The sequence below is a fragment of the Streptomyces sp. NBC_01669 genome, from assembly GCF_026339735.1.
GTDB lineage: Bacteria > Actinomycetota > Actinomycetes > Streptomycetales > Streptomycetaceae > Streptomyces > Streptomyces yanii.
In genome coordinates this window covers 875,855-898,687 of sequence record NZ_JAPEQG010000002.1, presented here as the reverse complement: position 1 = coordinate 898,687, position 22,833 = coordinate 875,855, and the positions used below count along the sequence as shown (strand labels likewise).

At 68.5% G+C, this 22,833-nt stretch carries 16 protein-coding genes and 2 pseudogenes; 10 read left to right on the top strand and 8 right to left on the bottom strand.

The features are described 5' to 3' along the window. Positions 1 to 136: 136 nt before the first annotated feature. Positions 137 to 1,414, bottom strand: a complete 1,278-nt coding sequence (locus OG972_RS45125; protein ID WP_266992421.1) for an ISL3 family transposase — start codon at positions 1,412 to 1,414, stop codon at positions 137 to 139. Between OG972_RS45125 and OG972_RS49455 the strand changes: the two genes are divergently transcribed. Further along, positions 1,336 to 1,956, top strand: a complete 621-nt coding sequence (locus OG972_RS49455) for a GNAT family N-acetyltransferase (RefSeq protein WP_323135996.1) — start codon at positions 1,336 to 1,338, stop codon at positions 1,954 to 1,956. The genes OG972_RS45125 and OG972_RS49455 overlap by 79 nt on opposite strands. Positions 1,957 to 1,990: 34 nt before the next feature. Here the strand turns inward: OG972_RS49455 and OG972_RS45115 are convergent, their stop codons facing one another. Next, on the bottom strand, positions 1,991 to 2,323 hold the full coding sequence (locus tag OG972_RS45115; RefSeq protein ID WP_266992140.1) for a hypothetical protein: 333 nt from the start codon (positions 2,321 to 2,323) through the stop codon (positions 1,991 to 1,993). A 34-nt stretch (positions 2,324 to 2,357) separates the two neighbouring features. On the opposite strand from OG972_RS45115, the gene OG972_RS45110 reads away from it, so the two are divergent. Beyond that, positions 2,358 to 2,942: a helix-turn-helix domain-containing protein gene (locus tag OG972_RS45110; RefSeq protein ID WP_266992419.1), complete on the top strand. Its 585-nt coding sequence runs from the start codon at positions 2,358 to 2,360 to the stop codon at positions 2,940 to 2,942. On the opposite strand, the gene OG972_RS45105 is transcribed toward OG972_RS45110, so the two are convergent. The 5 genes from OG972_RS45105 to OG972_RS45085 form a co-directional block, all read right to left on the bottom strand. Further along, positions 2,917 to 4,002: an integrase core domain-containing protein gene (locus OG972_RS45105; RefSeq protein WP_266992417.1), complete on the bottom strand. Its 1,086-nt coding sequence runs from the start codon at positions 4,000 to 4,002 to the stop codon at positions 2,917 to 2,919. The two genes, OG972_RS45110 and OG972_RS45105, sit on opposite strands and share 26 nt — an antisense overlap. 218 nt (positions 4,003 to 4,220) lie before the next feature. After that, positions 4,221 to 4,823 (bottom strand): sugar O-acetyltransferase, encoded by a 603-nt coding sequence (locus OG972_RS45100; RefSeq protein WP_266992415.1) that lies wholly within the window; start codon positions 4,821 to 4,823, stop codon positions 4,221 to 4,223. 456 nt (positions 4,824 to 5,279) lie between these two features. Beyond that, positions 5,280 to 6,416: a mannose-6-phosphate isomerase, class I gene (manA, locus tag OG972_RS45095; protein WP_266992413.1), complete on the bottom strand. Its 1,137-nt coding sequence runs from the start codon at positions 6,414 to 6,416 to the stop codon at positions 5,280 to 5,282. Positions 6,417 to 6,569: 153 nt separating this feature from the next. Further along, the gene (locus OG972_RS45090; protein ID WP_266992411.1) at positions 6,570 to 7,493 is read right to left on the bottom strand and encodes an ROK family protein; all 924 of its coding nucleotides are present in this window, start codon (positions 7,491 to 7,493) and stop codon (positions 6,570 to 6,572) included. 20 nt (positions 7,494 to 7,513) lie between these two features. After that, a complete protein-coding gene (locus OG972_RS45085) occupies positions 7,514 to 8,752 on the bottom strand; it encodes an ROK family transcriptional regulator (protein WP_266992409.1) in 1,239 nt (412 codons plus the stop codon). Between the two features lie 224 nt (positions 8,753 to 8,976). Between OG972_RS45085 and mmsA the strand changes: the two genes are divergently transcribed. The 6 genes and pseudogenes from mmsA to OG972_RS45055 all read left to right on the top strand — a co-directional run bounded on the left by mmsA (position 8,977) and on the right by OG972_RS45055 (position 18,522). Beyond that, positions 8,977 to 10,524: a multiple monosaccharide ABC transporter ATP-binding protein gene (gene mmsA / locus OG972_RS45080; protein ID WP_266992407.1), complete on the top strand. Its 1,548-nt coding sequence runs from the start codon at positions 8,977 to 8,979 to the stop codon at positions 10,522 to 10,524. Next, a complete protein-coding gene (gene mmsB / locus OG972_RS45075; RefSeq protein WP_266992405.1) occupies positions 10,521 to 11,819 on the top strand; it encodes a multiple monosaccharide ABC transporter permease in 1,299 nt (432 codons plus the stop codon). Before mmsA ends, mmsB begins: the two co-directional genes overlap by 4 nt. Positions 11,820 to 11,895: 76 nt before the next feature. Beyond that, on the top strand, positions 11,896 to 13,002 hold the full coding sequence (locus tag OG972_RS45070) for a sugar-binding protein (RefSeq protein ID WP_266992403.1): 1,107 nt from the start codon (positions 11,896 to 11,898) through the stop codon (positions 13,000 to 13,002). A 358-nt stretch (positions 13,003 to 13,360) separates the two neighbouring features. Next, positions 13,361 to 15,655: pseudogene (locus OG972_RS45065) on the top strand (GH92 family glycosyl hydrolase); the annotation flags it as partial. 6 nt (positions 15,656 to 15,661) lie between these two features. Then, entirely contained in the window at positions 15,662 to 16,435 is a 774-nt protein-coding gene (locus OG972_RS45060) for a discoidin domain-containing protein (protein WP_266993014.1), read from the top strand. A gap of 854 nt (positions 16,436 to 17,289) precedes the next feature. Next, the gene (locus tag OG972_RS45055) at positions 17,290 to 18,522 is read left to right on the top strand and encodes a sulfite exporter TauE/SafE family protein (protein ID WP_266992401.1); all 1,233 of its coding nucleotides are present in this window, start codon (positions 17,290 to 17,292) and stop codon (positions 18,520 to 18,522) included. Between the two features lie 91 nt (positions 18,523 to 18,613). Here the strand turns inward: OG972_RS45055 and OG972_RS45050 are convergent, their stop codons facing one another. After that, positions 18,614 to 19,156, bottom strand: coding sequence for a transposase domain-containing protein (locus OG972_RS45050; protein ID WP_266992399.1), 543 nt, complete (start codon positions 19,154 to 19,156; stop codon positions 18,614 to 18,616). A gap of 442 nt (positions 19,157 to 19,598) precedes the next feature. Between OG972_RS45050 and OG972_RS45045 the strand changes: the two are divergent. Beyond that, a pseudogene (locus tag OG972_RS45045) lies at positions 19,599 to 19,829 on the top strand (ISKra4 family transposase); the annotation flags it as partial. A 257-nt stretch (positions 19,830 to 20,086) separates the two neighbouring features. Beyond that, entirely contained in the window at positions 20,087 to 22,729 is a 2,643-nt protein-coding gene (locus tag OG972_RS45040; protein ID WP_266992397.1) for a SpoIIE family protein phosphatase, read from the top strand. Positions 22,730 to 22,833: the final 104 nt, after the last annotated feature.

Here is a 22,833-nt window from a genome sequence, read left to right as displayed (position 1 = left end):
CTGCCGGAAGGCTTCTCGCGTTCTCGAGGAGGATCAGATGGCAGACTTTGTTGTCCGCAGAGCGGGCGCCGAGGACCGCGACGTCCTGGAACGACTCTGGCCGCTTTTCCGGCTCTCCTGTCGCTTCCGTGGGTGGTCAGTTCGTGAGTTGACGGCCTGGTAGCTGGGGTCGGTGGCCGCCGAGGCTGAGCATCGCGAGGGCGATGAGGGACTTGGGGTCCTTGAAGCCGAAGGCGATGCGGGTGATCAGTCGGATTTTGGTGTTCATGGACTCGACCAGGCCGTTGCTCAGCCCGTGCTCGGCGGCGGCGGTGATGGCGTCGAAGTGTCTGACGATGCTGCGCTGCAGCTCGACGAAGGCGGCTATTCGTGAGCGGCGGGCCCAGAGCACCCAGTCCCACAGCGCCTCGGTGGTGTCGGGGCCCTGTTTGAGGGCGGTGCGCAGACCTTCCTTGAGCAAGTACGCCCGGTGGAGCTGCGGGTGAGCCTTGGCGATGAAGAGCAGTTGGGCCCGCTGCCCGGCCGTGAGGTCCTCGGGGTTCTTCCACAGCGCGAAGCGGGCCTTCTTCAGGGACTTCGAGCCTCGGGTGGATCTGCCCTTGCCTCCGCGCTCGGCGTTCCACACCTGACGGCGCACGACGTCCAGGGCGTCGGTGGTCCACTGAACGACGTGAAACGGGTCCATCACCCGTACCGCCTGCGGGCAGCGCTCGGCGACCACCGTGGAGATCCAGTCGGCCGCATCCGCGGACACGTGGGTGAGCTTCGCGGCGCGCTCGTTCCCCAGGGCGTCGAAGAACTTACGCAGGGTGGCCTTGTCCCGGCCGGCCTCAGCCCAGACCAGACGCCCGGAGTCGTGATCCACCACGACGGTCAGGTACTTGTGGCGCTTCTTGTAGCTGATCTCGTCAATACCGATCCGTCGTAGCCCGGCGAACAGGTCCACCGACTTCTCGACGTCCGCCCAGACCCGGGCGACGATGTTGCCCACCGTGCGCCAACCGGTCCGCATGAGCTGGGTGACGGACGTCTTGGAACAGCAGGTCGCCAGCCAGGCCACCTGCGCGTCGAACGCCAGGGTATGTCCGGCGCCGTGCCTCGCCCAGGGAACCGAGGCGACCACTATGCCGTGCTCGGGGCAGGAGACCCGGGGCGCGTCGGCCTCGAGGAATGCCTGGATGACGCCCAGGTCCAGGGCCCGCCAGCGGCGGCGTCCCTCACCAGCGTCGTACTTCGCCACCTTGCGCCGACAGATCCCGCACCGCTCCCTGTGGCCCTTCGCCGGTCGGACATGCGCCACGATCACCAGCTCACCACCGACACCGCCCTCGGGGTCTGCCTCCTCGGCCTCGACCTGCTCGATCAGCGTCTTTTCGACACCGAGCAACCGAACCCATATCCTCTTACTTTGCACGCCGTATCCAGGTTTATTCGTTTCGTACCTTCAGCAGTCGAAACGTACCCCGGGTACGGCGTGTTCTGCGTATCAGCCCTGGTCAACGACCCACGGAAGCGACAGGAGAGCCGCTTTTCCTGCACGACCTGTCGGAGTTCTGGGGCGTCCTGCCGAACCCGGACGGAACATACCGCCGCGAGTGGCTAGAGTCGGCGATCGGCGATCCCACCTGGTCGGCTTATCTCGTATGGTCTGGTGACCGGCCGGTCGGCTTTGCGTTCGTACGCGCGCTGGACAGCGATGCGCGCGTGCTGAACAGCTTCTTCGTGGTGCGTGGGGCACGCCGGTCGGGCCTCGGGTTGCGAGCGGTGCAGGCCGTCCTGGCCGCGCACCCTGGCCGATGGGAGATCGCTTTTCAGGAGGAGAACGCGGGCGCGGCACGCTTCTGGCGTCACGTCGCTTCCGAAGTCGCGGGCGAGGCCTGGACCGAGGAGCGGCGACCGGTGCCTGGGAAGCCCGAGCTGCCGGGGAACACATGGGTTGCCTTCGATGCGCGGTAGTCCTCCTTCGCGTTAGTTCGTGAAGGGGTGTTGGTCAGGCCGGCTGGTCACCGAGGTAGAGGTAGCAGGCACAGTCCATGCAGTCTTCGGGGCTGCCGATAGGTAGGCCGGTGGGCAGGAGGTTGTCCTCGTACTTGCCTCGGCTGGCGAGGTAGAGGGCGAAGCCCCAGGTGTGCAGGACGCCGGTGAAGCGCAGGCGGCATAGCGGCAGCGGTTCCTCCTCGCCCGGCAGTTCCCCCGCCACGTAGGCGAATCCTGAGCGGAAGCGCACCTGGACGCGGGCGAGCTGGGGCCAGCGTTCCTTGGCGCGGACGTTCAGACGGTGGCGCAGGTGATCTTGCATGGACTCGGGCGGATTCTTCGGCACGGGTCCATCCTGCTGGGTCACCCCCGCATACGCCATGATCATCACTTTGGTCGGGGCGGGCGAGGGTGTGGCCGGGATGGTTGAGGCGGTCGTGGTGGAGTTGGACGAGAGGGTGCGCGAGCGTCTGATCCGTACAGCGGTTTCCCTGAAAGCGCAGGTGCGGGCGGTGCTCCGGGCGCGGATCGTGCTGGCGGCGGCTGAGGGCCTGAGCAATGGGGCCATCGCGCGGGACCTGGCGGTCAGCGTGAACACGGTCCGTAAGTGGCGCGGACGGTTCGCCGCTCTGGGCCGGGACGGGCTGAAGGACGCCGCCCGCTCGGGCCGGCCCAAGGTATACGGGCCCCAGGTGGCGTTGGCGATCGTGGCCGCCGCCACCAGTGCGCCCCCGCACCCGGAAGCGACCTGGTCGCACCGCACGATCGCCGCCCAGGTCGCCGGCACTGTCTTCGTCACCATCTCTGCCTCCCAAGTCGGTCGGATCTTGGCCGACTTGGACCTCAAGCCGCACCGGGTCCGCGGCTGGCTCACCCGCCGGGACACTGTCCCGCTCGAAAATACGATTCGGCGCTGTGAGCTGCGGTGGTGTCGTTTGGTCAGGCGGCGCGGTGATACTGGTTGATCAATCCTCCGAGGATGGGTTGTCGCCGGATCCGGTGGGCCTGGAGGTCGGTGATGGCGGCAGGGTTGGACGGTTGGTCGCTGTCCGGGGGTAGCTGCTGGCGGGATTGGTGGGGACGGTGTCCGTTGTAGTGCTGGATGTACTCGGTCAGCGCTTTCACGGCGTGGGCCTCGTTGTAGATCAGCATGCGGTCGAGGAGCTCGCGGCGGAGGGTTCCCACGACTCGCTCGCAGATCGCGTTCGCTTTGGGTGCCCGTGGTGGGCTGAGCAGAATCTCCACGCCGTCGGCCTCGAAGACGGCGTCGAAGGCACGGGTGTACTTGCTGTCCCGGTCCCGGAGGAGGAAACGCAGCGAGTCGATGCGGCGGTCCAGGATCACGGCGAGGTTCCTGGCCTGCTGGACGGTCCATTGCGCGGTGGGATGGGCGGTGACGCCGGCGAGGTGGAGGCGCCGGGTGCCGTGCTCGATGACGACCAGGGCGTAGAGGCGCTTGAGTGACACGGTGTCGAGGTGGAGGAAGTCGGCGGCGATGATGCCGTGGGCCTGGGCGGTGAGGAACTGGCGCCAGGTCGGCCCGGAGCGCTGCGGGGCGGGGTCGATGCCGGCGGCATGCAGGATCTCCCAGACTGTGGACGGGGCGATTGCGTAGCCCAGGCGGGCGAGTTCGCCCTGAATCCGGCGGTGGCCCCAGGTGCTGTTCTCGCGGGCCAGGCGCAGAATGAGCTGCTTGACGGCGGGCGCGGTGGAGGGTCGGCCGGGGCGGCGGCGTTGGGTGAACGCCCACTTGCGGGCGAGGAGTTGACGGTGCCAGGCCAGCAGTGTGGTGGGGGTGACCGCGAAGACCTGGCGCCGGCGTTCGCGCGGGATCAGCCGGGAGAGTGCGGCGAGCCAGATCCGGTCGGCGGGCTCGTAGCAGACCCGGGCGATCTGCCGGCGCAGCACCGCGTTTTCATGCCGGAGCGCGAGAACTTCCGCATCTTTGGCCATACGGCTGCGCAGTACGGCAGCGGGCACGGTGATCAGATTCCGGACGAGTGTGGCGACGACCGACAGCGACATCCGCAGATCGTCGCAGGCCAGTCGAGGCCTTGTCGCCAGGATCAGCAAACGTGCAGGCCACAGCCGCTAAATCGTATTTTCGAGCGGGACACCATCGCCGCATGGATGCGGTTTGCCCGGCAGGCCGGTTGGGCTCAACACGGTGGCGCCGCCCACGTCGACCTTCTCTGCACCAACTCACGTCTGCAGTGGGGGACGATGGTCCTCCGCCACCACCACTAATGTCCGGCGGTACGTGTGGTGAGGTCCTCGTCCGTGATGGGGCGGACTACCCGGCAAGGGGTTCCGACCGCGACGGTCATCGGGGGAATGCTGTGGCTGACGACGCTGCCGGCGCCGATGACCGACCCGTATCCGATACGAACGCCGGGCAGGACCACCGTGTTGCTACCGATCCACACCTTGTCCTCGATCACGATCGGTTCCGAAAACCGTCCGAAGTCAGCGCGTCGTGAGGGATGCACCGGGTGTCCCGTCGTGGTCAGCGTCACACTGGGCGCGATCATGACACCGTTGCCTATGCGGATGTCCACGTCGTCGACGAACGCGAGGTTCACGTTCCCGAAGAAGTCGTCGCCGATGTGGACGTTGCTGCCGAACCCGGCGTGGAACGGCGGCAGCAGCACCGTGCGTTCACCGACCGAGCCGAATATCGCGACGAGCAGCGATCGACGCTTCTCCGTTTCGCTCGGTGGTGTGTGGTTGTACTCGAAGATCTGCTCGGTGCGGCGTCGCGGGCCCTGGAAGGCCGCTTCCGACTCGGTGTAGACAAGCCCTTTGGCGATCCGGGCCAGGACTTCTTCCTCCTGAGCATGCGTCACAGCGGAACGCTCCCTTCGTCTAACTCCTCGGGCACAGGCCCGGCGCGCCCCCGGTCGACCACGCGCATCCAGAGCCTACGTACACCGCGAAGAGACCGTGATCCCTTTCGGACCGCGGATCGTGGTCCCCACGGGTCAAAACGACCTCGCTCCTGCCGCTTGACATCTATAGGAGTCAGCCGTTCACCTGCGGATGACGCCTCGCGGGCGTGAAAATCGGTAGGGGGCTGTCCGCCGACACCGCTTGATGTTTGGGCCGCTGAGCCCGCGTAGGAGCATCCAGGAAGATCTGGCAGGAGCTGGATCGGCGGCCGTCCGGCGGCCCGCAGGGACGAACGCTTCGGAGCGTGAGTCGGATCTGGTGGGCTGCCAGTTCGTCGCAGCTGCCTCGAACCGCTGCCGGGTGGCCGGCTTCCCGCATGCGGCCGCCCGGTCGGGTGTCGTACAGGATGCCGGTCAGGACGGGATCGAGGCGCGGAACGCGAGCCCGGATCCGGTCACGCGCAGGAGGCCGCCCGTTGCGGGAACGAACAGCACCTCGCCTCGGCGCAGGGTCTCGCGAGCCGACCCGCGTTCGGCGGTGAGTTCGCCCTCGATGCACAGCAGCGCGCCCGGGCCGGGAGCGCGGACCTCGACATCGCCGCGGATTCTGGTGAGCTGGAACTGGGCCGCCGGGGTGGGGTACAGGTCCTCCCCGTTGGGCAGTTCCACCGCCTGCACCACTTCGGGCGTCGAAGGAGCGAAATCGGTGACGGCCTGGAGTTCGGCGAGGTCGATGTGCTTGGCCGTCAGGCCGCCGCGCAGGACGTTGTCGGAGTTCGCCATGATCTCCACGCCGGTACCGCGCAGATAGGCGTGGAGGGTGCGGGGACGGGCGAACAGCGCCTGACCGGGTGCCAACGTCACCCGGTTCATGAGCAGCGAGGTGACGACGCCGGGGTCGTCGGGGTACAGCTCTGCCAGCCGCCGGGCCCACACGAGTTCGGGGATGTCCGCGCGGCTGGTGCGTACCTCGTCCACCAGCGCGGCGCGGTCGTCCTCGGGCCAGCGGCCCAGCAGCGTGACCGCTGCGCAAGGCCCGCCACTGACCAGGACATCGCCCACCCGGCGCAGCCGTGTACCACCGGTCGAGGTCAGCAGGGATGCGGCCTGTTCGGGCTCGGCGAACCCGCACAGCGCCTCGAACGCGGTGAGCGCGTAGAGGAGTTCGGGCTTGGGCCAGGAATCGTGGTAGTTGCGCTTCGGGTCGCCAGGAGCGAGTCCCGTGCGTTCATCGCGCTCGTACCCGTCGCGGGCTTGGCCGGCGTCCGGGTGCACCTGGATGGAGAGCGGCCGCTCGACCGCGAGAACCTTCAGCAGGAACGGGAGCCGGTCGGTGCCCGGACCGATCATGGGCCGAGGGGCGTCGGTGACCGCCGTCAGCAGCGACCTGCCGTCGGGGAGGATGGACGGGGCGCCCGGGTGCGCCCCGATCCAGAGCTCTGCCTCGGGGCCCGCCGTCGGGCTCGGGCGGCCGAGAAGGTCGGCAAGAACCGTGTGTGAGCCCCAGTCGTAGGGCCGGACCGGGTTGTGCAGTCGGAGCAGTTCGCTCATGTCCGCCTCGGTTGTCGGGTGGGGTCAGGGATATGCGGAGATCGGTGGGCGGGGCCGGCCCCGCTGTTCGGGGGAGGGGGCGCGACCCCGTGGGTGATTCAGGCGATGCTCAAGGCGTTGAGCGCGACCTGGGGCTGTGCGGCGCGGCGTCGGTCACGGGCGCGACGCGGTGTCGACCACAGGTGCGAGGAGAGCGGTGCGTGCGGCGCCGAGCAGGCCGCCGTGCCGGCCCAGGGTGGACGGTTTCACGGTCACGCGCCGGACGAAATCCAGGGTGGTCGAGTCTGCCAGGTGTTTCCGCAGTGGCTCGAACAGGACCGGGCCGGCGGCCGCCACCCCGCCGCCGATCACGACCCGGTCGACGTCGCACAGCGTCGCGGTTCCGACGATGCCACGTGCCAGCGCCCGGGCACCGCGGTCGAACGCGGCGACGGCCACGGCCTCACCGCGGGCCGCGTCGGCGGCGAGCGCGCGGGCGTCGGGCCCGGTCCAGCCCTGCTCGCGGGCCCAGCGCACCATGGACGGGCCACTGGCGTACGCCTCGACACAGCCGGTCGCACCGCAGGTGCACTGCGGTCCGGCGGGGTCGACCACCACGTGGCCGATGTGGCCCGCGTTGCCGCTGGGACCGGCGTACGCCACCCCGTTGAGCACGAGGCCGCCGCCGACACCCGTGGACACGACGATGCCGAGCATCGAGGCTATGCCCTGTCCGGCGCCGAGCCAATGTTCGCCCAGCGCGGCGGCGATCGCGTCGCCCACGAGGTCGACCGGAGCACCGGGCACGATGTCGCGGACCAGGTCGATCAGCGGGAAGTCCCGCCAGGCCGGGATGTTGACCGGACTCACGGTGCCGCGCGGTGGATCCACCGGCCCCGCGCACGCCAGTCCGACGGCCCTGGGTGCCGTGGTGTCCACCACGGACGTGAGCAGCCCGCGAAGTGCGTCGTTGAGTAGGGAGCCGGGGATGGGTGTGGCGACCTCGGCGTGCCGGTACACCTGCCCCTGTGCGTCGACCAGGCCTGCACTGATCTTGGTGCCGCCGATGTCCACCGCGAGTACGACTTCCTGGGCCATGAGTGTCCTTTCCATGGGGATCAGTCCGAGAGGAGCGCCGACAGCTGCGGCGAATAGGTGGTGTGGAGGACGAGCGCCGCGGCACCCACGACTGCGGCGTCGGCGCCCAGCGGCGACATCGTCACGTCGACCACCCGGATGTGCCGGGACATCGCCCTTGTGGACACGGCGGACTGGGCGGTGTCGACGAAGAGCTTCTCGACGTTCCGGATTCCGTGGCCGCCCAGGACGACGAGGTCCACATCGGTGGCGTTGACGACGTTGACGACCACGGATGAGACGTAACGTGCCGCTTGGTCGAGGACTGCGGCGGCCAGTGGATCACCGGCCGCCACCGCGTCGTTGATTGCGGCGTTGTCGACCAGGGCTGGGTCGGCGCCGAACCGTTCGGCCAGCGAACTCTCACCGCCGGCGCCGAGCCTGCGGTGCGTCTCGGCGACGATCGCGGCCGGGCTCACGAGGGTCTCCAGGCAGCCCCGGTTGCCGCAGTAGCACTCCGGGCCGTCGAGCAGCACCGTCTGGTGGCCGAACTCGGCGGCGTTGAACGACCCACCCCGGTAGACCTGGTGGTTGAGGACCAGACCGCCGCCGATACCGGTGCCGAAGAAGAAGTACGCGAAGTTCACGGCTCCTCGCCCGGCGCCCGCCCACCGTTCGCCGACCGCGGCGGCGGTGGAGTCGTTGTCCAGGGTGACGGCCAGGCCTGTGGCTTCACTGAGCATCTGCTTGATAGGGACGTGGTTCCAGTGCGCCAGCTGGGGCGGCGCGACGACAATGCCGTGCTCCAGGTCGATCGGGCCGGGGCAGGCCAGGCCGAGGCCGAGGACGCGCTCGCGCGGCACGGCCGCTTGCTCCAGTACGTCCGCGACCAGGTCGGCCATCGCGGCGACGGTGTCGGCCGGGACGGCGCCCGCCGGTGTCGGGACACGCTTGGTGGCCAGGGGCTCACCAAGGAGGTCCACCACGACGCACGCGAGCTCGGCTGGGTCGAAGTGCAGTCCCACCGCGCTGCCCGCGTCGGCGTTGATCCGCAGCGTGGTGCGGGGCTTCCCCGCCTTGCTCACCCGGCTGGCGCCGTCCTCGCGGACGATGCCCTTGTCGATCAGCTTACGGACGATCCCGGACACGCTTTGCGCGGTCAGGCCGGTGTGCTGGGCGATCTCCAGCCTGCTGATGCCGTCGCTGAGTTGGATCTGCTCGAGCACCACCGCCCGGTTGTACCGCCCCACCTTGGGCAGATTCGTGCCTGCTTGTCGCACTGGAGGTCCTTCCTGTTCGCCCGCCAAGCGTCAGTCTGCACCGGGGCGTTGACTAAGTAAAGCAAATGGATTTACAGTCCTCGCCACCAGACGTCGCTGCGGCACATGAAGTGGCCCGGACGCGAGAAAAGACCTTCGGAGAAGCTGATGCCAACGTCATCGTTTGCCCCGCCTGGACCGGCCCGGCCCGGTCCAGGCGGGCCGCACGGCGCGGAGCCCCTGTCATGAGCGCCGCCCAGGTCTTGCTCGAGATGCGCTCAATCACCAAGACCTTCCCGGGCGTGACCGCCCTGGCCGAGGTCAACCTGGTGGTGCGCGAGAGCGAGATCCACGCCATCTGCGGGGAGAACGGCGCTGGGAAGTCGACGCTGATGAAGGTGCTCAGCGGGGTGTACCCGCACGGCGCCTACAGCGGCGAGATCCTCTACCGGGGCGAGGAGGTCCGCTTCGGCGACATCCGGGCCAGCGAGCACGCGGGCATCGTCATCATCCACCAGGAACTGGCCCTGGTTCCCGACATGTCGATCACCGAGAACGTCTTCCTCGGCAACGAACCGCGCAAGCGCGGTGCCATCGACTGGAAGAGCGCCCAGCGCCGCGTCCTGGAGCTCATGGAGCAGGTGGGCCTCAAAGAGGACCCCGACACGCTCATCAAGGACATCGGCGTCGGCAAGCAACAACTCGTCGAGATCGCCAAGGCGTTCGCGAAGGACGTGAAGCTGCTGATCCTCGACGAGCCGACCGCCGCGCTCAACGAGGACGACTCCCGGCATCTGCTCGACCTGCTGTGCGAGTTCAAGCGGCAGGGCATCACCTCGATCATCATCTCGCACAAGCTCAACGAGATCGAGGCAGTCGCCGACTCGATCACGATCCTGCGCGACGGGCGGACCATCGAGACGCTCGACGTACGGGCCGGCGGAGTCAACGAGGACCGGATCGTGCGCGGCATGGTCGGACGCGAACTCAGCAGCCGATTCCCCGAGCACACCCCCGACATCAGTGAGGTGTTCTTCGAGGTCCGCGACTGGACGGTGCGTCACCCGATCTCCACCGAGCGCCTGGTGTGCAAGGGGTCCAGCTTCACCGTGCGCCGCGGCGAGATCGTCGGATTCGCCGGCCTGATGGGGGCCGGGCGCACCGAGCTCGCTATGAGCCTGTTCGGCCGGTCTTACGGGGTCTGGCAGGGAGGCCACATCTACCTGAACGGTGAGGAGATCCAGCTGAAGTCGGTCTCCGACGCGATCAGGCACGGCCTGGCGTACGTGAGCGAGGACCGAAAGGCGATCGGTCTCAACCTCCTCGACGACATCAAGACCTCCATCGTGGCCGCCAAACCCGCGAAGGTCGCGCGGTACGGCGTCATCGACGAGGCCGCCAAGCACCGCGTCGCCGAGGAGTACCGCCGTGACTTGAGGATCAAGACACCGACGGTCGACGAGGGCGTCGCCAAGCTCTCCGGTGGCAATCAGCAGAAGGTCGTCCTGGCCAAGTGGATGTTCACCGACCCGGACCTGCTGATCCTCGACGAGCCGACGCGCGGCATTGACGTCGGCGCCAAGTTCGAGATCTACGGGATCATCCAGCGGCTCGCCGCGCAAGGCAAGGGGGTCGTCGTTATCTCCTCCGAACTGCCCGAGCTGATCGGCCTGTGCGACCGCATCTACACCGTGTTCGAGGGAGCCATCACCGGCGAGGTCGCGCGCGCCGAGGCCGATCCCGAACTCCTCATGAAGCAGATGACCACTACTAAGAAAACACCGGTGTCATGAGCGGATACCAAGACCTCAAGAAGAACTTCTTCGGGGGCACCACCTCCATCAGCCGCCAGTTCGGCATGATCTTCACCCTGGTGGCGATCATCCTGCTGTTCCAGGTCCTGACCAACGGCCTCACGCTGACGTCGGGCAACCTCATCGCGGTCGTGAGCCAGTACTCGTACATCCTCATCCTGGCCATCGGGATGCTGATGGTGATCGTCGCCGGGCACATCGACCTGTCGGTCGGCTCCGTCGCGGCGTTCACCGGGATCGTCGTCGCCAAGGCGATGCAGAACTACGACCTGCCGTGGCCGGCCGCGATCCTGCTCGGCCTGGCGGTCGGCGCGGTCATCGGCGCGTGGCAGGGCTTCTGGGTGGCCTACATCGGCGTCCCCGCGTTCATCGTCACGCTGGCGGGCATGCTGGTGTTCCGCGGCGGCAACCAGTTCATAGGCAACGCGGACACCGTCCCCATCCCCGGGGGCTTCCGCACGATCGGCGCGGGCTACCTGCCCGAGTTCGGCCTCAGCACCGGCTACAACAACCCGACCCTGCTGCTGGGCGCCATCGCCTGCGCCGCAGTGGTGTGGCGGGAGTGGCGTGCCCGGAGCACCCGGCAGGAGATGGGTGCGCGGCCGGTGCCGCTGTGGATCTCCGGTGTGCGGCTCGTCGTGATGGTGGGCGTCATCGTCTTCGCCACGCTGCGCTTCGCGGGCGGCCGGGTCGGCACGAGCCTCCCGGTGTCGGGCATCATCCTGATCGTTCTGGTACTGGCTTACTCGTTCTACACCCGCAACACCGTTGGCGGCAGGCGCATCTACGCGGTCGGCGGCAACGCGCGCGCCGCGGAGCTGTCAGGTGTGAAGCTCAAGCGGGTCAACTTCTTCGTCATGATGAACATGTCGGTCCTCGCCGCCCTGGCGGGCATGATCTTCGTGGCCCGGTCGGCCGCCTCCGGCCCTCAGGACGGACTGAGCTGGGAACTCGACGCGATCGCGGCAGTGTTCATCGGCGGGGCCGCGGTGTCCGGCGGCCTGGGCACCATCAGCGGCTCGATCGTCGGCGGCCTAGTCATGGCGCTGCTCAACAACGGCCTGCAGCTCATGGGCGTCGGCGTGGACCTCGTGCAGATCATCAAGGGCCTGGTGCTGCTGCTGGCCGTCGCGCTCGACGTCTACAACAAGAGCCAGGGCCACTTCTCGGTCATCGGCTCGCTCACGCGGCCCTTCCGCCGGCAGGAGACAGCGTCCGCGGCAGCCCGGACCGCCCCACACGGCGAAAGCTCCAAGGCCCCGGCCGTCGGCTGACGCACCGCACGACGCACACCCCGGCGAACATCCCCCGCGGGACTCACCTCCTGCAGCCCATGAAAGGTATTCCACGATGCGCAGAATCCTCACCAAGGCACTGACGGTCGGTGCAGCGGCCGTACTGGCGCTCGGCGCCACCGCCTGCTCCAACGAACGCCAGGGCGAGGGCGGAGACAGCGCCCCCGCCAAGGGCTTCGCGGCCAACTCCCTCATCGGTGTCGCGCTGCCGTCCAAGACCTCGGAGAACTGGGTCCTCGCCGGCGACCAGTTCGTCAACGGCCTCAAGGAGGCGGGCTTCAAGGCCGATGTGCAGTACGCGGGCGCGTCGACCACCGTCGCCGACCAGCAGGCCCAGATCTCCACCATGGTCACCAAGGGTGCGAAGGTCATCGTCATCGGCGCGACCGACGCCGCGCAGCTCTCGACCCAGGTGAAGCAGGCCAAGGAGGCCGGTGCGATCGTCATCGCCTACGACCGCCTCCTCACCAACACGCCGGACATCGACTACTACATCGCGTACGACAACTTCAAGGTCGGCCAGCTGCAGGGCCGGGCGCTGCTGGACGGCATGAAGGCGAAGAAGCCGACCAGGCCGTGGAACATCGAGCTGTTCTCCGGCTCGCCGGACGACAACAACGCCGGCGTGTTCTTCAACGGCGCGATGGATGTCCTCAAGCCGTACATCGACAAGGGCGACGTCGTGGTCGGCTCCGGCCAGGCCGATGTCAAGCAGACCGCCGTCCAGGGCTGGAAGAGCGAGAACGCCCAGCAGCGCATGGACTCGCTGCTGACCTCGACCTACAGCGGGGGCAAGACCCTCGACGGTGTCCTCTCGCCGAACGACACCCTCGCCCGGGCGATCCTCACCTCGGTCAAGGGTGCGGGCAAGCCGCTGCCGGTCGTCACCGGCCAGGACTCGGAGGCCGAGTCGGTCAAGTCCATCATGGCCGGCGAGCAGTACTCCACCATCAACAAGGACACCCGCAAGCTGGTCGCGGACACCATCAAGATGATCAAGTCGCTGCAGAGCGGTGGTACGCCGCAGGTCAACGACTCCAAGTCGTACAACAACGGCGTCAAGGTCGTCCCGTCCTACCTGCTCCCGCCGGTGATCGTGACCAAGGCCAACGCGGCCGAGGCGTACGCCAACGATCCCAAGCTGGCTCCGCTCACCAAGTAGGCGCATCCCTGTCGTGCGCGCTCCGGGCGCGCGGCGGACGTCCTTGAAATCCCGCATGCCGCTCGGATGCGGCGACGGGTTCAGTTGCAGCGGCAACGGGCGCCCCGTCACCCAACCGACGCCGCGCGCACATCGGGCAACACCAACCCCCTGTCGAGCAAGGTGCAGTCCGGCGGAAGACAGCCGGCCTCGCCTGCATTGACACCGAAGACCGTTTGGGCCAAGAATCTCGCTACCTGAGTCGCACGTTGTTCCCCCACCTCCAAGCCCCCTGGTCCTTGGGCATCTCTGGAGCTGCGACCACGTTCTCCATCTGAGGCGGAATCACATGGCATCAAGAACTCCACGCTTGCGAGCGATGGCGGTGACAGCAGTTGCCGCCCTTCTCGCAGGGATGACAACGTTGTCATCAAGCTCCGAGGCGACTGCGGACACGGGTGACCTCACTCACCTGGTCAACCCGTTCATCGGCTCGAAGGACGAGGGCAACACGTACCCCGGAGCGGCCATGCCGTTCGGGATGGTGCAGTTGTCGCCCGACACCGGGCACAGCGTCGGCTACAACTACGACCACAACCGCATACGCGGGTTCAGCGCCGTGCACGTGTCCGGTGTGGGCTGTGGGCTCGGCGGCGACCTGCCGGCACTGCCGACCACGGGCGCGATCACGTCGACCGACAACGCGACGTACGCGGCGCCCTTCAGCCACGCCGACGAGACCGCCTCCCCCGGGTACTACAAGGTGAAGCTGGGCACCGGGATCACTGCCGAGCTGAGTGCCACCCACCGCACCGGGTGGCAGCGCTACACCTTCCCGGCCACCGGCCAGGCCAATGTGCTCCTCAACTCCGGTCAGGCGCTGCACAGGGTGACCAGCAGCAAGGTGACCGTGCTGGACGACCACACGGTGGTCACCGCGATCACTGGCAGCGGCTTCTGCCAGGACACCCCGCCGTACACGGTGTACACGGCGACCCGGTTCGACCGGCCGTTCAAGTCGTACGGCACCTGGAGCGGGGACGCTGTGACGGCGGGCAGCCGCACCTCGACCTCCACCGGGCGGGGCGGCGCCTATGTGACGTTCGACGCGACGCAGGACCAGCAGGTCACCGCGGTCACCGCGCTGTCGTGGGTGGGCGAGGACGGCGCCGCGAAGAACCTCGCCGCAGAGGGCGGCGGCACCTTCGACGCGACGGCCGCTGCGGCGAAGCAGGCGTGGCAGGACCGGCTGGGGCAGGCCCGCGTGCAGGGCGGGAGCGACGAGCAGCAGCGCACGTTCTACTCGTCGCTGTACCGCTCGCTCCTGGCGCCGAACATCGGCAGCGACGTGGACGGCCGCTACCGGGGCTGGGACCAGAAGACGCACTCCGCGGACGGGTTCACGTACTACCAGAACTGGTCGCTGTGGGACACCTACCGCACCCAGCAGCAGCTGCTGTCGCTGTTTGCGCCGCACGAGTCGAGGGACATGGCGCTGTCCCTGCTGCGGGTCGGCGACGAGAGCGGGCACCTGCCGCGGTGGGGGTACGCCACCGTCGAGACGAACGTCATGACCGGCGACCCGGTCACCCCGTTCCTGGTCGACGCCTGGCGGCAGGGCCTGCTCAAGGGGCACGAGGAGGAGGCGTACCAGGCGCTGAAGAAGCACCTGGACACCGTGCCGCAGGCCGACTCGTATTCCTCCGTACGCGAGGCCAACAAGGAGTACCTCGCTGACGGCTACGTCCCGAACGACCTGGTTCGGCCGCAGACGAAGTGGGCCGACAACGACTTCCGGCACGGCGCCTCCGCGACGCTGGAGTACGCGCTCGCCGACGCCGCGGTCGGCGGTATGGCCAAGGACCTCGGCCATCTGTCGGACGCCCACCGGTACCTGGCCCGGGGCCAGAACTACCGCAACGTCTTCGACCGGCGTACTGGCTTCTTCCGTGCCCGCGACACCAACGGCATGTTCGCAGGCCCGACAGACCCGAAGACGAGCTTCGGCTTCCACGAGGGCTCGGCGTGGCAGTACATGTGGCTCGTCCCGCAGGACGTGCCCGGTATGGTCGATCTGATCGGCGGCAAGGACGCGGCGAATGACCGGCTGGACTCGTTCTTCGCCTACGACCAACTGCTGAAGGACCCAGCGGGCACGGCCCGCAACACATGGACAACGAGCCAGTCAGGCACGGACAAGTACAACCCGCAGAATGAGCCCAACCTGGGTGCCCCGTACACTTACCTGTCCACCGGGCAGCCGTGGAAGACCACCGACGTGGTGCACGCCGCGCTCACCCTGTTCACGAACGCGCCGAACGGCGTCACGGGCAACGACGACCTCGGCGAGATGTCGTCGTGGCACGTGCTGTCCGCGATGGGGATCTACCCGGTGACGCCGGGTACGGACTTGTGGGGTCTGTCAACGCCGATCTTCGACCGGGTCGACCTGACCCTGGACAAGCGGTACTACCCGCAGGGCTCGATGACCATCACCGCGCCCGGCAGCTCGGACACCGATCGCTACATCCAGTCCGCACAGCTCGGCGGCAAGAAACTGCGGAACACCTACATCACGACCGAGGACATCCGGCAGGGCAAGAACCTCTCCTTCACCGTCGGCGCCACCCACTCGGACTGGGGCACCAACTCCGCCGACGCACCGCCCGCCCTCGCCGACGTGCCGGACCTTCAGCGCCGTGCCGTGGTCCAGGTGTCCCCGGCCAAGCCGATCGTGCACCCTGGCGATTCCGGCACCGACCTGACGGTCACCACCCTCCTCACCGCACCCAGTGACACCGCCGCCTCGATCAAGGTCAGCGCGCCGGAGCAGCTCACCGTGGACCCGCGCGAGACGGAGTTCGACGACGTCCATTCCGGCACGATTCCTACCGCCCGCGATGTGACCATCCACCTCACCGCTCCGGCCGGTACTCCCACAGGCACCTACCCGGTCACCGTCCGGGTTGCCCAGGCAGCCGGTGACGTGGTCACGAAGACCATCCAGGTGACGGTCCGCCCGCCGAACCTGCCCGTGACGGTGGCCTACGTGGACAGCGAGGAGACCTCCGGCGAGAACGCCCCGGCCACCAACGCCGTCGACGGCAACCCGGACACCATCTGGCACACCAAGTGGTCCGGCACCGCCGCACCGATGCCGCACGAGATCCAGCTCAACCTCGGCGGCGACCACACCGTGTCCTGCCTGTCCTACCTGCCACGCCAGAACAGTGCCAACGGCCGCATCGCCAAGTACGAGGTGTACACCAGCAAGGACGGCACCAACTGGGGCAACCCGGTCGCCACCGGAACCTGGACCAACACCTCCGCGGAACAGGAGGCCTGCTTCACCCCGGTCAGCGCGCACTACGTCCGGCTGCGCGCGCTCAGCGAAGTAAACGGCAACCCGTGGACCACGGCTGCCGAGATCAACGTCGTCGGCCTGGCCGACTGACGACCCACCCCGTCCCGGCAGGGCGCAGGCATCACGCCCGCCCTGCCGGGGCTTCACCCCAACCGCCAGGCGCCTTGGCCCGTCCCACCCTCGCCATACGAGGGACAACCAGACACAGCCACCTGATCTGGGGCTGATGCGGTCCTTGAGTTGTCCGTGGATGCCGGCTGCGTGTATGAGGGGGCGTGTCCAGGTGGGGAGGGGGTGGACCTGGCATCTGCGGTGGGCTGTGCTGTCGTGGATTTTGACGCCGGTTGTCGTTTCGTTGATGTCGATGCCGCGGATGAGCGCGAGTCGGCTGATGTCTGCCCGGGTGACCGCGTGGATGGTCAGGGCTGTGGCGTGCAGGGGGTGCGCCACCGTGGTCAGCCGCGCGGCGAGGACGTCTACTGGTGTGCGGTCATGTCCTCGCGTGGGTGGTCCGTTCCTCGTGGAGGCGAGCTCGGGTGCGCCCTGGCACCGTGTGCGTGCGGGGCGGTCTACGACCGATCCCACGGGCGGCGTCTGAGGGGCGGTCCATTGCCCGGCGTCTTGGCGGTGTGACGGTTTTGGAGGTCGGTGTTGCCCCGCCCTTCTGGTACCTGTCGGCGGACACCCCGTCTGGCCCAGAGCGATACGGGCGTGGGGGAGGGTGTCGATGAGGTGGTACGGGGTTTCTTCGAGGAGTGTTCTCAGGGCCGGGCCGGCCGGTTGGTGCCAGAGGAGGGTGAGGCGGATGCCGCAGCGTTCCCGCAGGGCGAGTAGTTGTCTCTGGCGGGCGGTCGTGAGGCGGTCGGTGCGGCAGACGATGAGGTGCCCGATGCGGTGGGTGAGGATGATGATCTGCGGGTTTTTGTCGGTGGTGGTTCGGCATCGTGGACATCACCTGGTCGGCCCAGCAGAACGACCTGGACGTCCTGCACCAGGCTGCCAGGGGGGACGAGGCGGCCTACCTCGGCTCGCACATCACCGTGCTCCAGGACGGGCGCGCATGCCGGCTCGGGGCGGTGGACACTGCGCGGCTCGCGAGCAAGGGCGCCGTGATCCGCTACACCTGCCCCGAACCCGTGGACACGGTCGCCCTGACCATCACCGCGCTGATCGACGTCAACCCGGCCTATCGCACGATCTCCGTGACCAAGAAGGGTGGCGGCGGCCTGCACACGGCGAGCGAGCCCACCCTTACTCTCGCCCTCGCCGGAGCCGGCAGCTCCGCCGCCACCGCATCCACGGGGCCGACGACCGTGTGGACCACAGACCTTGCGGCACTGCTGGACCACGGTGTCGTGCTGCCCCTGGCCCTTCTCGTCTCGGCAGCGGTGGGCGCCTTCCATGCCTGCGCCCCCGGCCACGGGAAGTCGCTCGCCGCCGGGTACCTCGTGGGCGGCCAGGGCAGGGCGCGGGACGCGGTGTGGCTCGGCGCCGTCGTGGCCGTCATGCACACCGCATCGGTCGCCGTACTTGCCGTGGGCTGGTGGCTCGTCGCCCAGCACGCACCGGACGTCGCAGCGGTGACGAACTGGCTGCAGCTGATCGCAGCCCTGGTCGTCGTCGCCGTGGGCGTCGGACTGCTCCGGCGCCACCTGACCAACCGCAAGCACGGTCACAGCCATGGCCACCACCATGGCCACGATCACGGGCATGACCACGATCACCACCACGGCCACAGCCACCACGTCCCGACGTCCACGTCCCTGCTCACCTGGCGCGGCATCCTGCTGCTCGGCACGTCCGGCGGCCTGCTCCCCTCCCCGTCCGCGTTCCTCGCCCTCCTCACCGGGCTGCTGACCGGCCAGGTCGGCGCGGCGATCGCCATTGTGGCGGCGTTCGGTGCCGGCATGGCGCTGACCCTGACCGGCGTCGGCCTTGTGGTACTGCGCGGTCGCGACGCGTTCCTCGCCCGCGCTGCGCACCTGGAGCACCCGCGTCCCGGTCGTCGCGGCCTGGGCCGTCGTCACCGGCGGCACCGTGGCATCAACCGTCGCCGCCGGCCGCGTCCTGGCATCGTGATCAAGGGAGCCTGGGCTTCGTCCGGTGGCGGCGGGGCTCCCCCTTGGGTGGCTCCGCCGGTGAGGCCCTTGACGAAGTATCTCTGGAACACCAGGTAGCAGACGAGGATGGGCTGGGTGTAGTTGTCCAGCCCCACGAAGCGGGTCGGGGGATTGAAGGGGTTGCGGTTGGTGAGGCCGTAGGAGACGGTCATGGCCACGGGGGCGAGGACGAATAACGCGTACATGTCCAGGCCCGGCGCCGCGAGTACTGGTTGGATCCCTTGCTGGCGCGGACCGCCTGGTCGTCGGCGACGTCCAGGTGGGTGCCGTCGATCGCGACGACGAGCAGGCCCATCCAGCGTGCTCCGGTCGTACGGATCGCGCAGGCGGGTCCGCGCAGCAGGTCGAACAGGGCCCGCACCGGGCGGACACCGAGTCGGCAGCGGGCGTGCCACAGCGCGGTCGCGGTCACTTCAACCAGCGGCAGCCCCACCAGGGCGCCGGTGAGCTTGCGCCATACCTCGCGATATCCGCAGTCCTCGAACAGGGCCGCGGCCAGCAGCAGGTAGACCACCACCCGTGCTGGCAGTTTCCGCAGCCGCTGTTGGAGGGTTCCGCACTCGACAAGCACGGCATCGACCAGCTCGAACGGAACGATCCTGGTCAACTCGCCCAGGTGGCCCGGTGCATAGAGCCCTTCGGCCACCGTGACGACACGCGTGATGGCAGACTGTCCGGACAGCGGAGCCACCGGTGAGTGAACGGTTGTCTTGGTCGACTGCCAGTTCTACCGAGGCTCCGCTTCCTTGTACCGTTCAGAAATGCGTCGCTGCAGGTCGTAGGGGGTCTGGTGGCGCTCAGGGTCGCGTGGGACGATGCCGCGGGTGATTGTCTCGCTGGTCTATCGGGTGACGAGGAAGCTGTTGTCGGTCCCGGTGTTGCTGCTGCGTGGGCAGGTGGCCAAGGACGCCGAACTTCTTGTCCTGCGGCACGAGAACGTGGTGCTGCGCAGGCAACGTGCAGGTCCGGTGGGCTACGGGCCGGCGGACCGGCTGTGGTTCGCGGCGTTGTCCTCGTTGATACCCCGGCGTCGTTGGGCGCAGGTGTTCCCGGTGACTTTGGGCACCGTGCTGGCGTGGCATCGAAGGCTCGTGGCGCGCCGGTGGGACTACAGCAAGCGCCGGAGCAGGCCCGGCCGGCCCATCTCCACCGGCGCCGTCGAAGGCGCCTGCCGCCACCTCGTCGGCGACCGTCTCGACATCACGGGAGCCCGCTGGGGCCTCGAAGGAGCCGAAGCCGTCCTCCGTCTCCGCGCTCTCACCGCCGACAACGACCTCGACACCTACTGCGCCTACCACACCGCACGCGAGCATGAACGATTCTACACCAGCCCCGACCAGGCCGAATTCAGGCTGACCGCCTGATCCGAGATGTTCACCTCAGGAAAATCGCACCCATACTAGAAAGTATGGATATGTCGAAGGTTCGGCGATCCTCCGTACCGTCTTTCCGTCTTTTCACCAGGTGGCGTACGCGGAGTCGGCGTGAGGCCCGGCGTCCAGGAATCGGGCAGCCGGCCCGGCCCAAGGACGGCCACGAGGCCCCGCATCGGCCGCCGACACGCCTACCCTCTGTGCTGAGCGTGCACAGCGTCGCGGGCCAAGTCTTCATCCTGCAGGTAATGGTCGTCATGCTGCTCGTCGTCGCTGCTGTGGCGGCCCTCGTGCTACAGGCCCAGAGTGCGAGCCTGCAGACGGCCCGTGGACGCTCGCTCGTCGGGGCCGAAGCCTTCGCGCACGCCCCGGGGACGCTGAAAGCCATGAAATCCGCCGACCCCAGTGCACTACTGCAGCCGCGCGCCGAGGAAGTCCGGAAGCAGGCCAAACTCAACTACATCGTCGCCTTCAGTCCGGCGGGCGTCCGTTGGACCCACCCCGACCCGAACCTGATCGGCAAGCGGGTCGTCGGCTCCTACGCCGAAGCGCTCCACGGCAAGGTGCACCAGGGTACCTACAACACGCCCGGGATCGGCCGCGCGGTGTACACGATGGTCCCCGTCTTCGACACCGACGGTAAGGTCGTCGGGCTGGTGTCCGTCGGTATCGCGGTCAAGAGCGTGAACGAGCACGTGGCGGAACAGCTGCCGCTGCTGTTCGGTTCCGCCGCCGGCGGGCTGGTACTGGTCACGGGCGGGTCAGCGTTGGTGAGCCGGCGACTGCGGCGACAGACGCACGGTCTGGATCCGGCCGAGATGACGCGGATGTACGAGCACCACGACGCGGTCCTGCACTCGGTTCGGGAAGGGGTGCTCGTCATCAGTGGCGAGGGGCGGTTGCTGCTGGCCAACGACGAGGCGTGCCGACTGCTGGATCTACCCGAGGACGTGCTGGGCCGGCGGGTCACCGACCTCGGCCTGGCCCCGCGTACTGCCACACTGCTGGCTTCGGGCCGAGCGGTCACCGACGAGGTGATCCTGGTGGGTGAGAGGCTGCTGGCGGTCAACCTGCGGCCGACCGCCCCGCACGGGGGGCCGACCGGTGGCGTGGCGACACTGCGGGACACCACTGAGCTACGCGCGGTGGCGGGCCGGGCCGAGGTGGCGCGGGAACGCCTGCAACTGCTCTATGCCGCCGGGGTGCGGATCGGCACCACGCTGGATGTGGTGCGTACCGCCGAGGAGCTGGCTGAGGTCGCGGTTCCCGGGTTCGCCGACTTCGTCACCGTCGAGTTGCTGGATGCGGTTCGACGGGGTGAAGAACCGGGCGGCGCAAGCCTGACCATGCACCGTACCGCCGTGCGCGGCGTCCGGGACGACCACCCGCTGTACCCGGCGGGTGAGATGATCACGTTCCTGCCAGCGATGCCGCAGGCGCAGGGGCTGCAGCGCGGTCATGCCGTATTGGAGCCCGATCTGAGCATGGCGCCGGACTGGCAGGCGCTGGACCCCGAGCGGCAGCAGCGCGTCCTGGACTTCGGTATCCACTCGCTGATCACCGTACCGTTGCAGGCCCGCGACGTGGTGCTGGGGATGGTCGACTTCTGGCGCTCGGAGAAGGAGCCCTTCGCGGAGGAGGATCTGTCCTTCGCCGAGGAGTTGGCCGCCCGTGCGGCGGTCGCGATCGACAACGCCCGCCGCTACACCCGCGAGCACACCATGGCGGTCACCCTGCAGCGCAGCCTGCTGCCCCGCAGCCTGCCCGAGCAGTCGGCCCTGGACGTGGCCCACCGCTACCTGCCCGCTCAGGCCGGGGTGGGCGGGGACTGGTTCGACGTCATCCCGCTGCCCGGCGCCCGCGTCGGCCTGGTCGTCGGCGATGTCGTCGGGCACGGCCTGCATGCGGCTGTCACCATGGGCCGCCTGCGCACCGTCGTCCACAATTTCTGTGCCCTCGATCTGTCCCCTGACGAGCTCCTGGGCCACCTGGACGAGTTGGTCGCCCACATCGACCAGAACGAGGCCGCCGAGGGCGAGAGCGAAGGCATCACCGGTGCCACCTGCCTGTTTGCGATCTACGACCCGGTCTCCGGCCGTTGCAGCATCGCCCGGGCCGGCCATCCCGGACCCGCCCTTGTGCTCACCGACGGCACCGTCACCTTCCCCGACGTGCCCGTCTCCCCGCCCCTTGGCCTGGGCGCCGGCCTGCCGATCGAGACCGCCGAACTGAACCTGCCCGAGGGCTCCCGGCTGGCCCTGTACACCGACGGGCTCATCGGAAACCGCGACCGTGACATCGACACCGGCCTCGAACTCCTGAGACAGGCCCTGGCTCACCCCGACCAGACCCCGGAGCAGGCCTGTCAGGCGGTACTCGACGCCCTGCTGCCCGCCCGCCCCAGCGACGACATCGCCCTGCTGGTGGCCCGCACCCGGCTGCTGGACCCGGACCGGGTCGCCGACTGGGACGTGCCCTCCGAACCCACTGCCGTCGCCCCTCTCCGCGCTGCCTGCGCCCGCCAGCTGGAGTCCTGGGGGCTGGATCAGGTCGCCTTCACCGCCGAGCTCATACTCAGCGAACTGGTCACCAACGCCATCCGCTATGGCACCGAACCCATCCGGCTCCGCCTGCTGTACGACCGTGACAGCCTGATCTGCGAAGTCTCCGACGGCAGCAGCACCTCCCCGCACCTGCGCCGCGCGGCCACCACCGACGAGGGCGGCCGAGGACTGTTCCTTGTCGCCCATTTCGCACGGCGCTGGGGCACCCGGTACACCGCCCGCGGCAAGGTCATCTGGACCGAACAGTCCCTGGACGACGCCGCAGCCGGGCCCGGTGACGCCATGGGCGACATCCTGCTGGATCAGTGGGACGAGCCAACACTGTGACCGCGGGCGGTCACCTCCGTCGATCGGGGGCAGCGCCCGGGTCCAGGCCCAGCCTCGCCGTTTCGGTTGCTGTGACGCGACGCTGATCGTCGTCAACTTGTAGG

Excerpts from the sequence above, each read along its gene's own strand:
- OG972_RS45090 (WP_266992411.1), bottom strand. The coding sequence starts at position 7,493 with ATGGCCCAGGAAGTCGTACTCGCGGTGGACATCGGCGGCACCAAGATC.
- OG972_RS45105 (WP_266992417.1), bottom strand. The coding sequence starts at position 4,002 with ATGTCGCTGTCGGTCGTCGCCACACTCGTCCGGAATCTGATCACCGTG.
- manA (WP_266992413.1), bottom strand. The coding sequence starts at position 6,416 with ATGAGCGAACTGCTCCGACTGCACAACCCGGTCCGGCCCTACGACTGG.
- mmsA (WP_266992407.1), top strand. The coding sequence starts at position 8,977 with ATGAGCGCCGCCCAGGTCTTGCTCGAGATGCGCTCAATCACCAAGACC.
- mmsB (WP_266992405.1), top strand. The coding sequence starts at position 10,521 with ATGAGCGGATACCAAGACCTCAAGAAGAACTTCTTCGGGGGCACCACC.
- OG972_RS45040 (WP_266992397.1), top strand. The coding sequence starts at position 20,087 with ATGGTCGTCATGCTGCTCGTCGTCGCTGCTGTGGCGGCCCTCGTGCTA.
- OG972_RS45070 (WP_266992403.1), top strand. The coding sequence starts at position 11,896 with ATGCGCAGAATCCTCACCAAGGCACTGACGGTCGGTGCAGCGGCCGTA.
- OG972_RS45110 (WP_266992419.1), top strand. The coding sequence starts at position 2,358 with ATGATCATCACTTTGGTCGGGGCGGGCGAGGGTGTGGCCGGGATGGTT.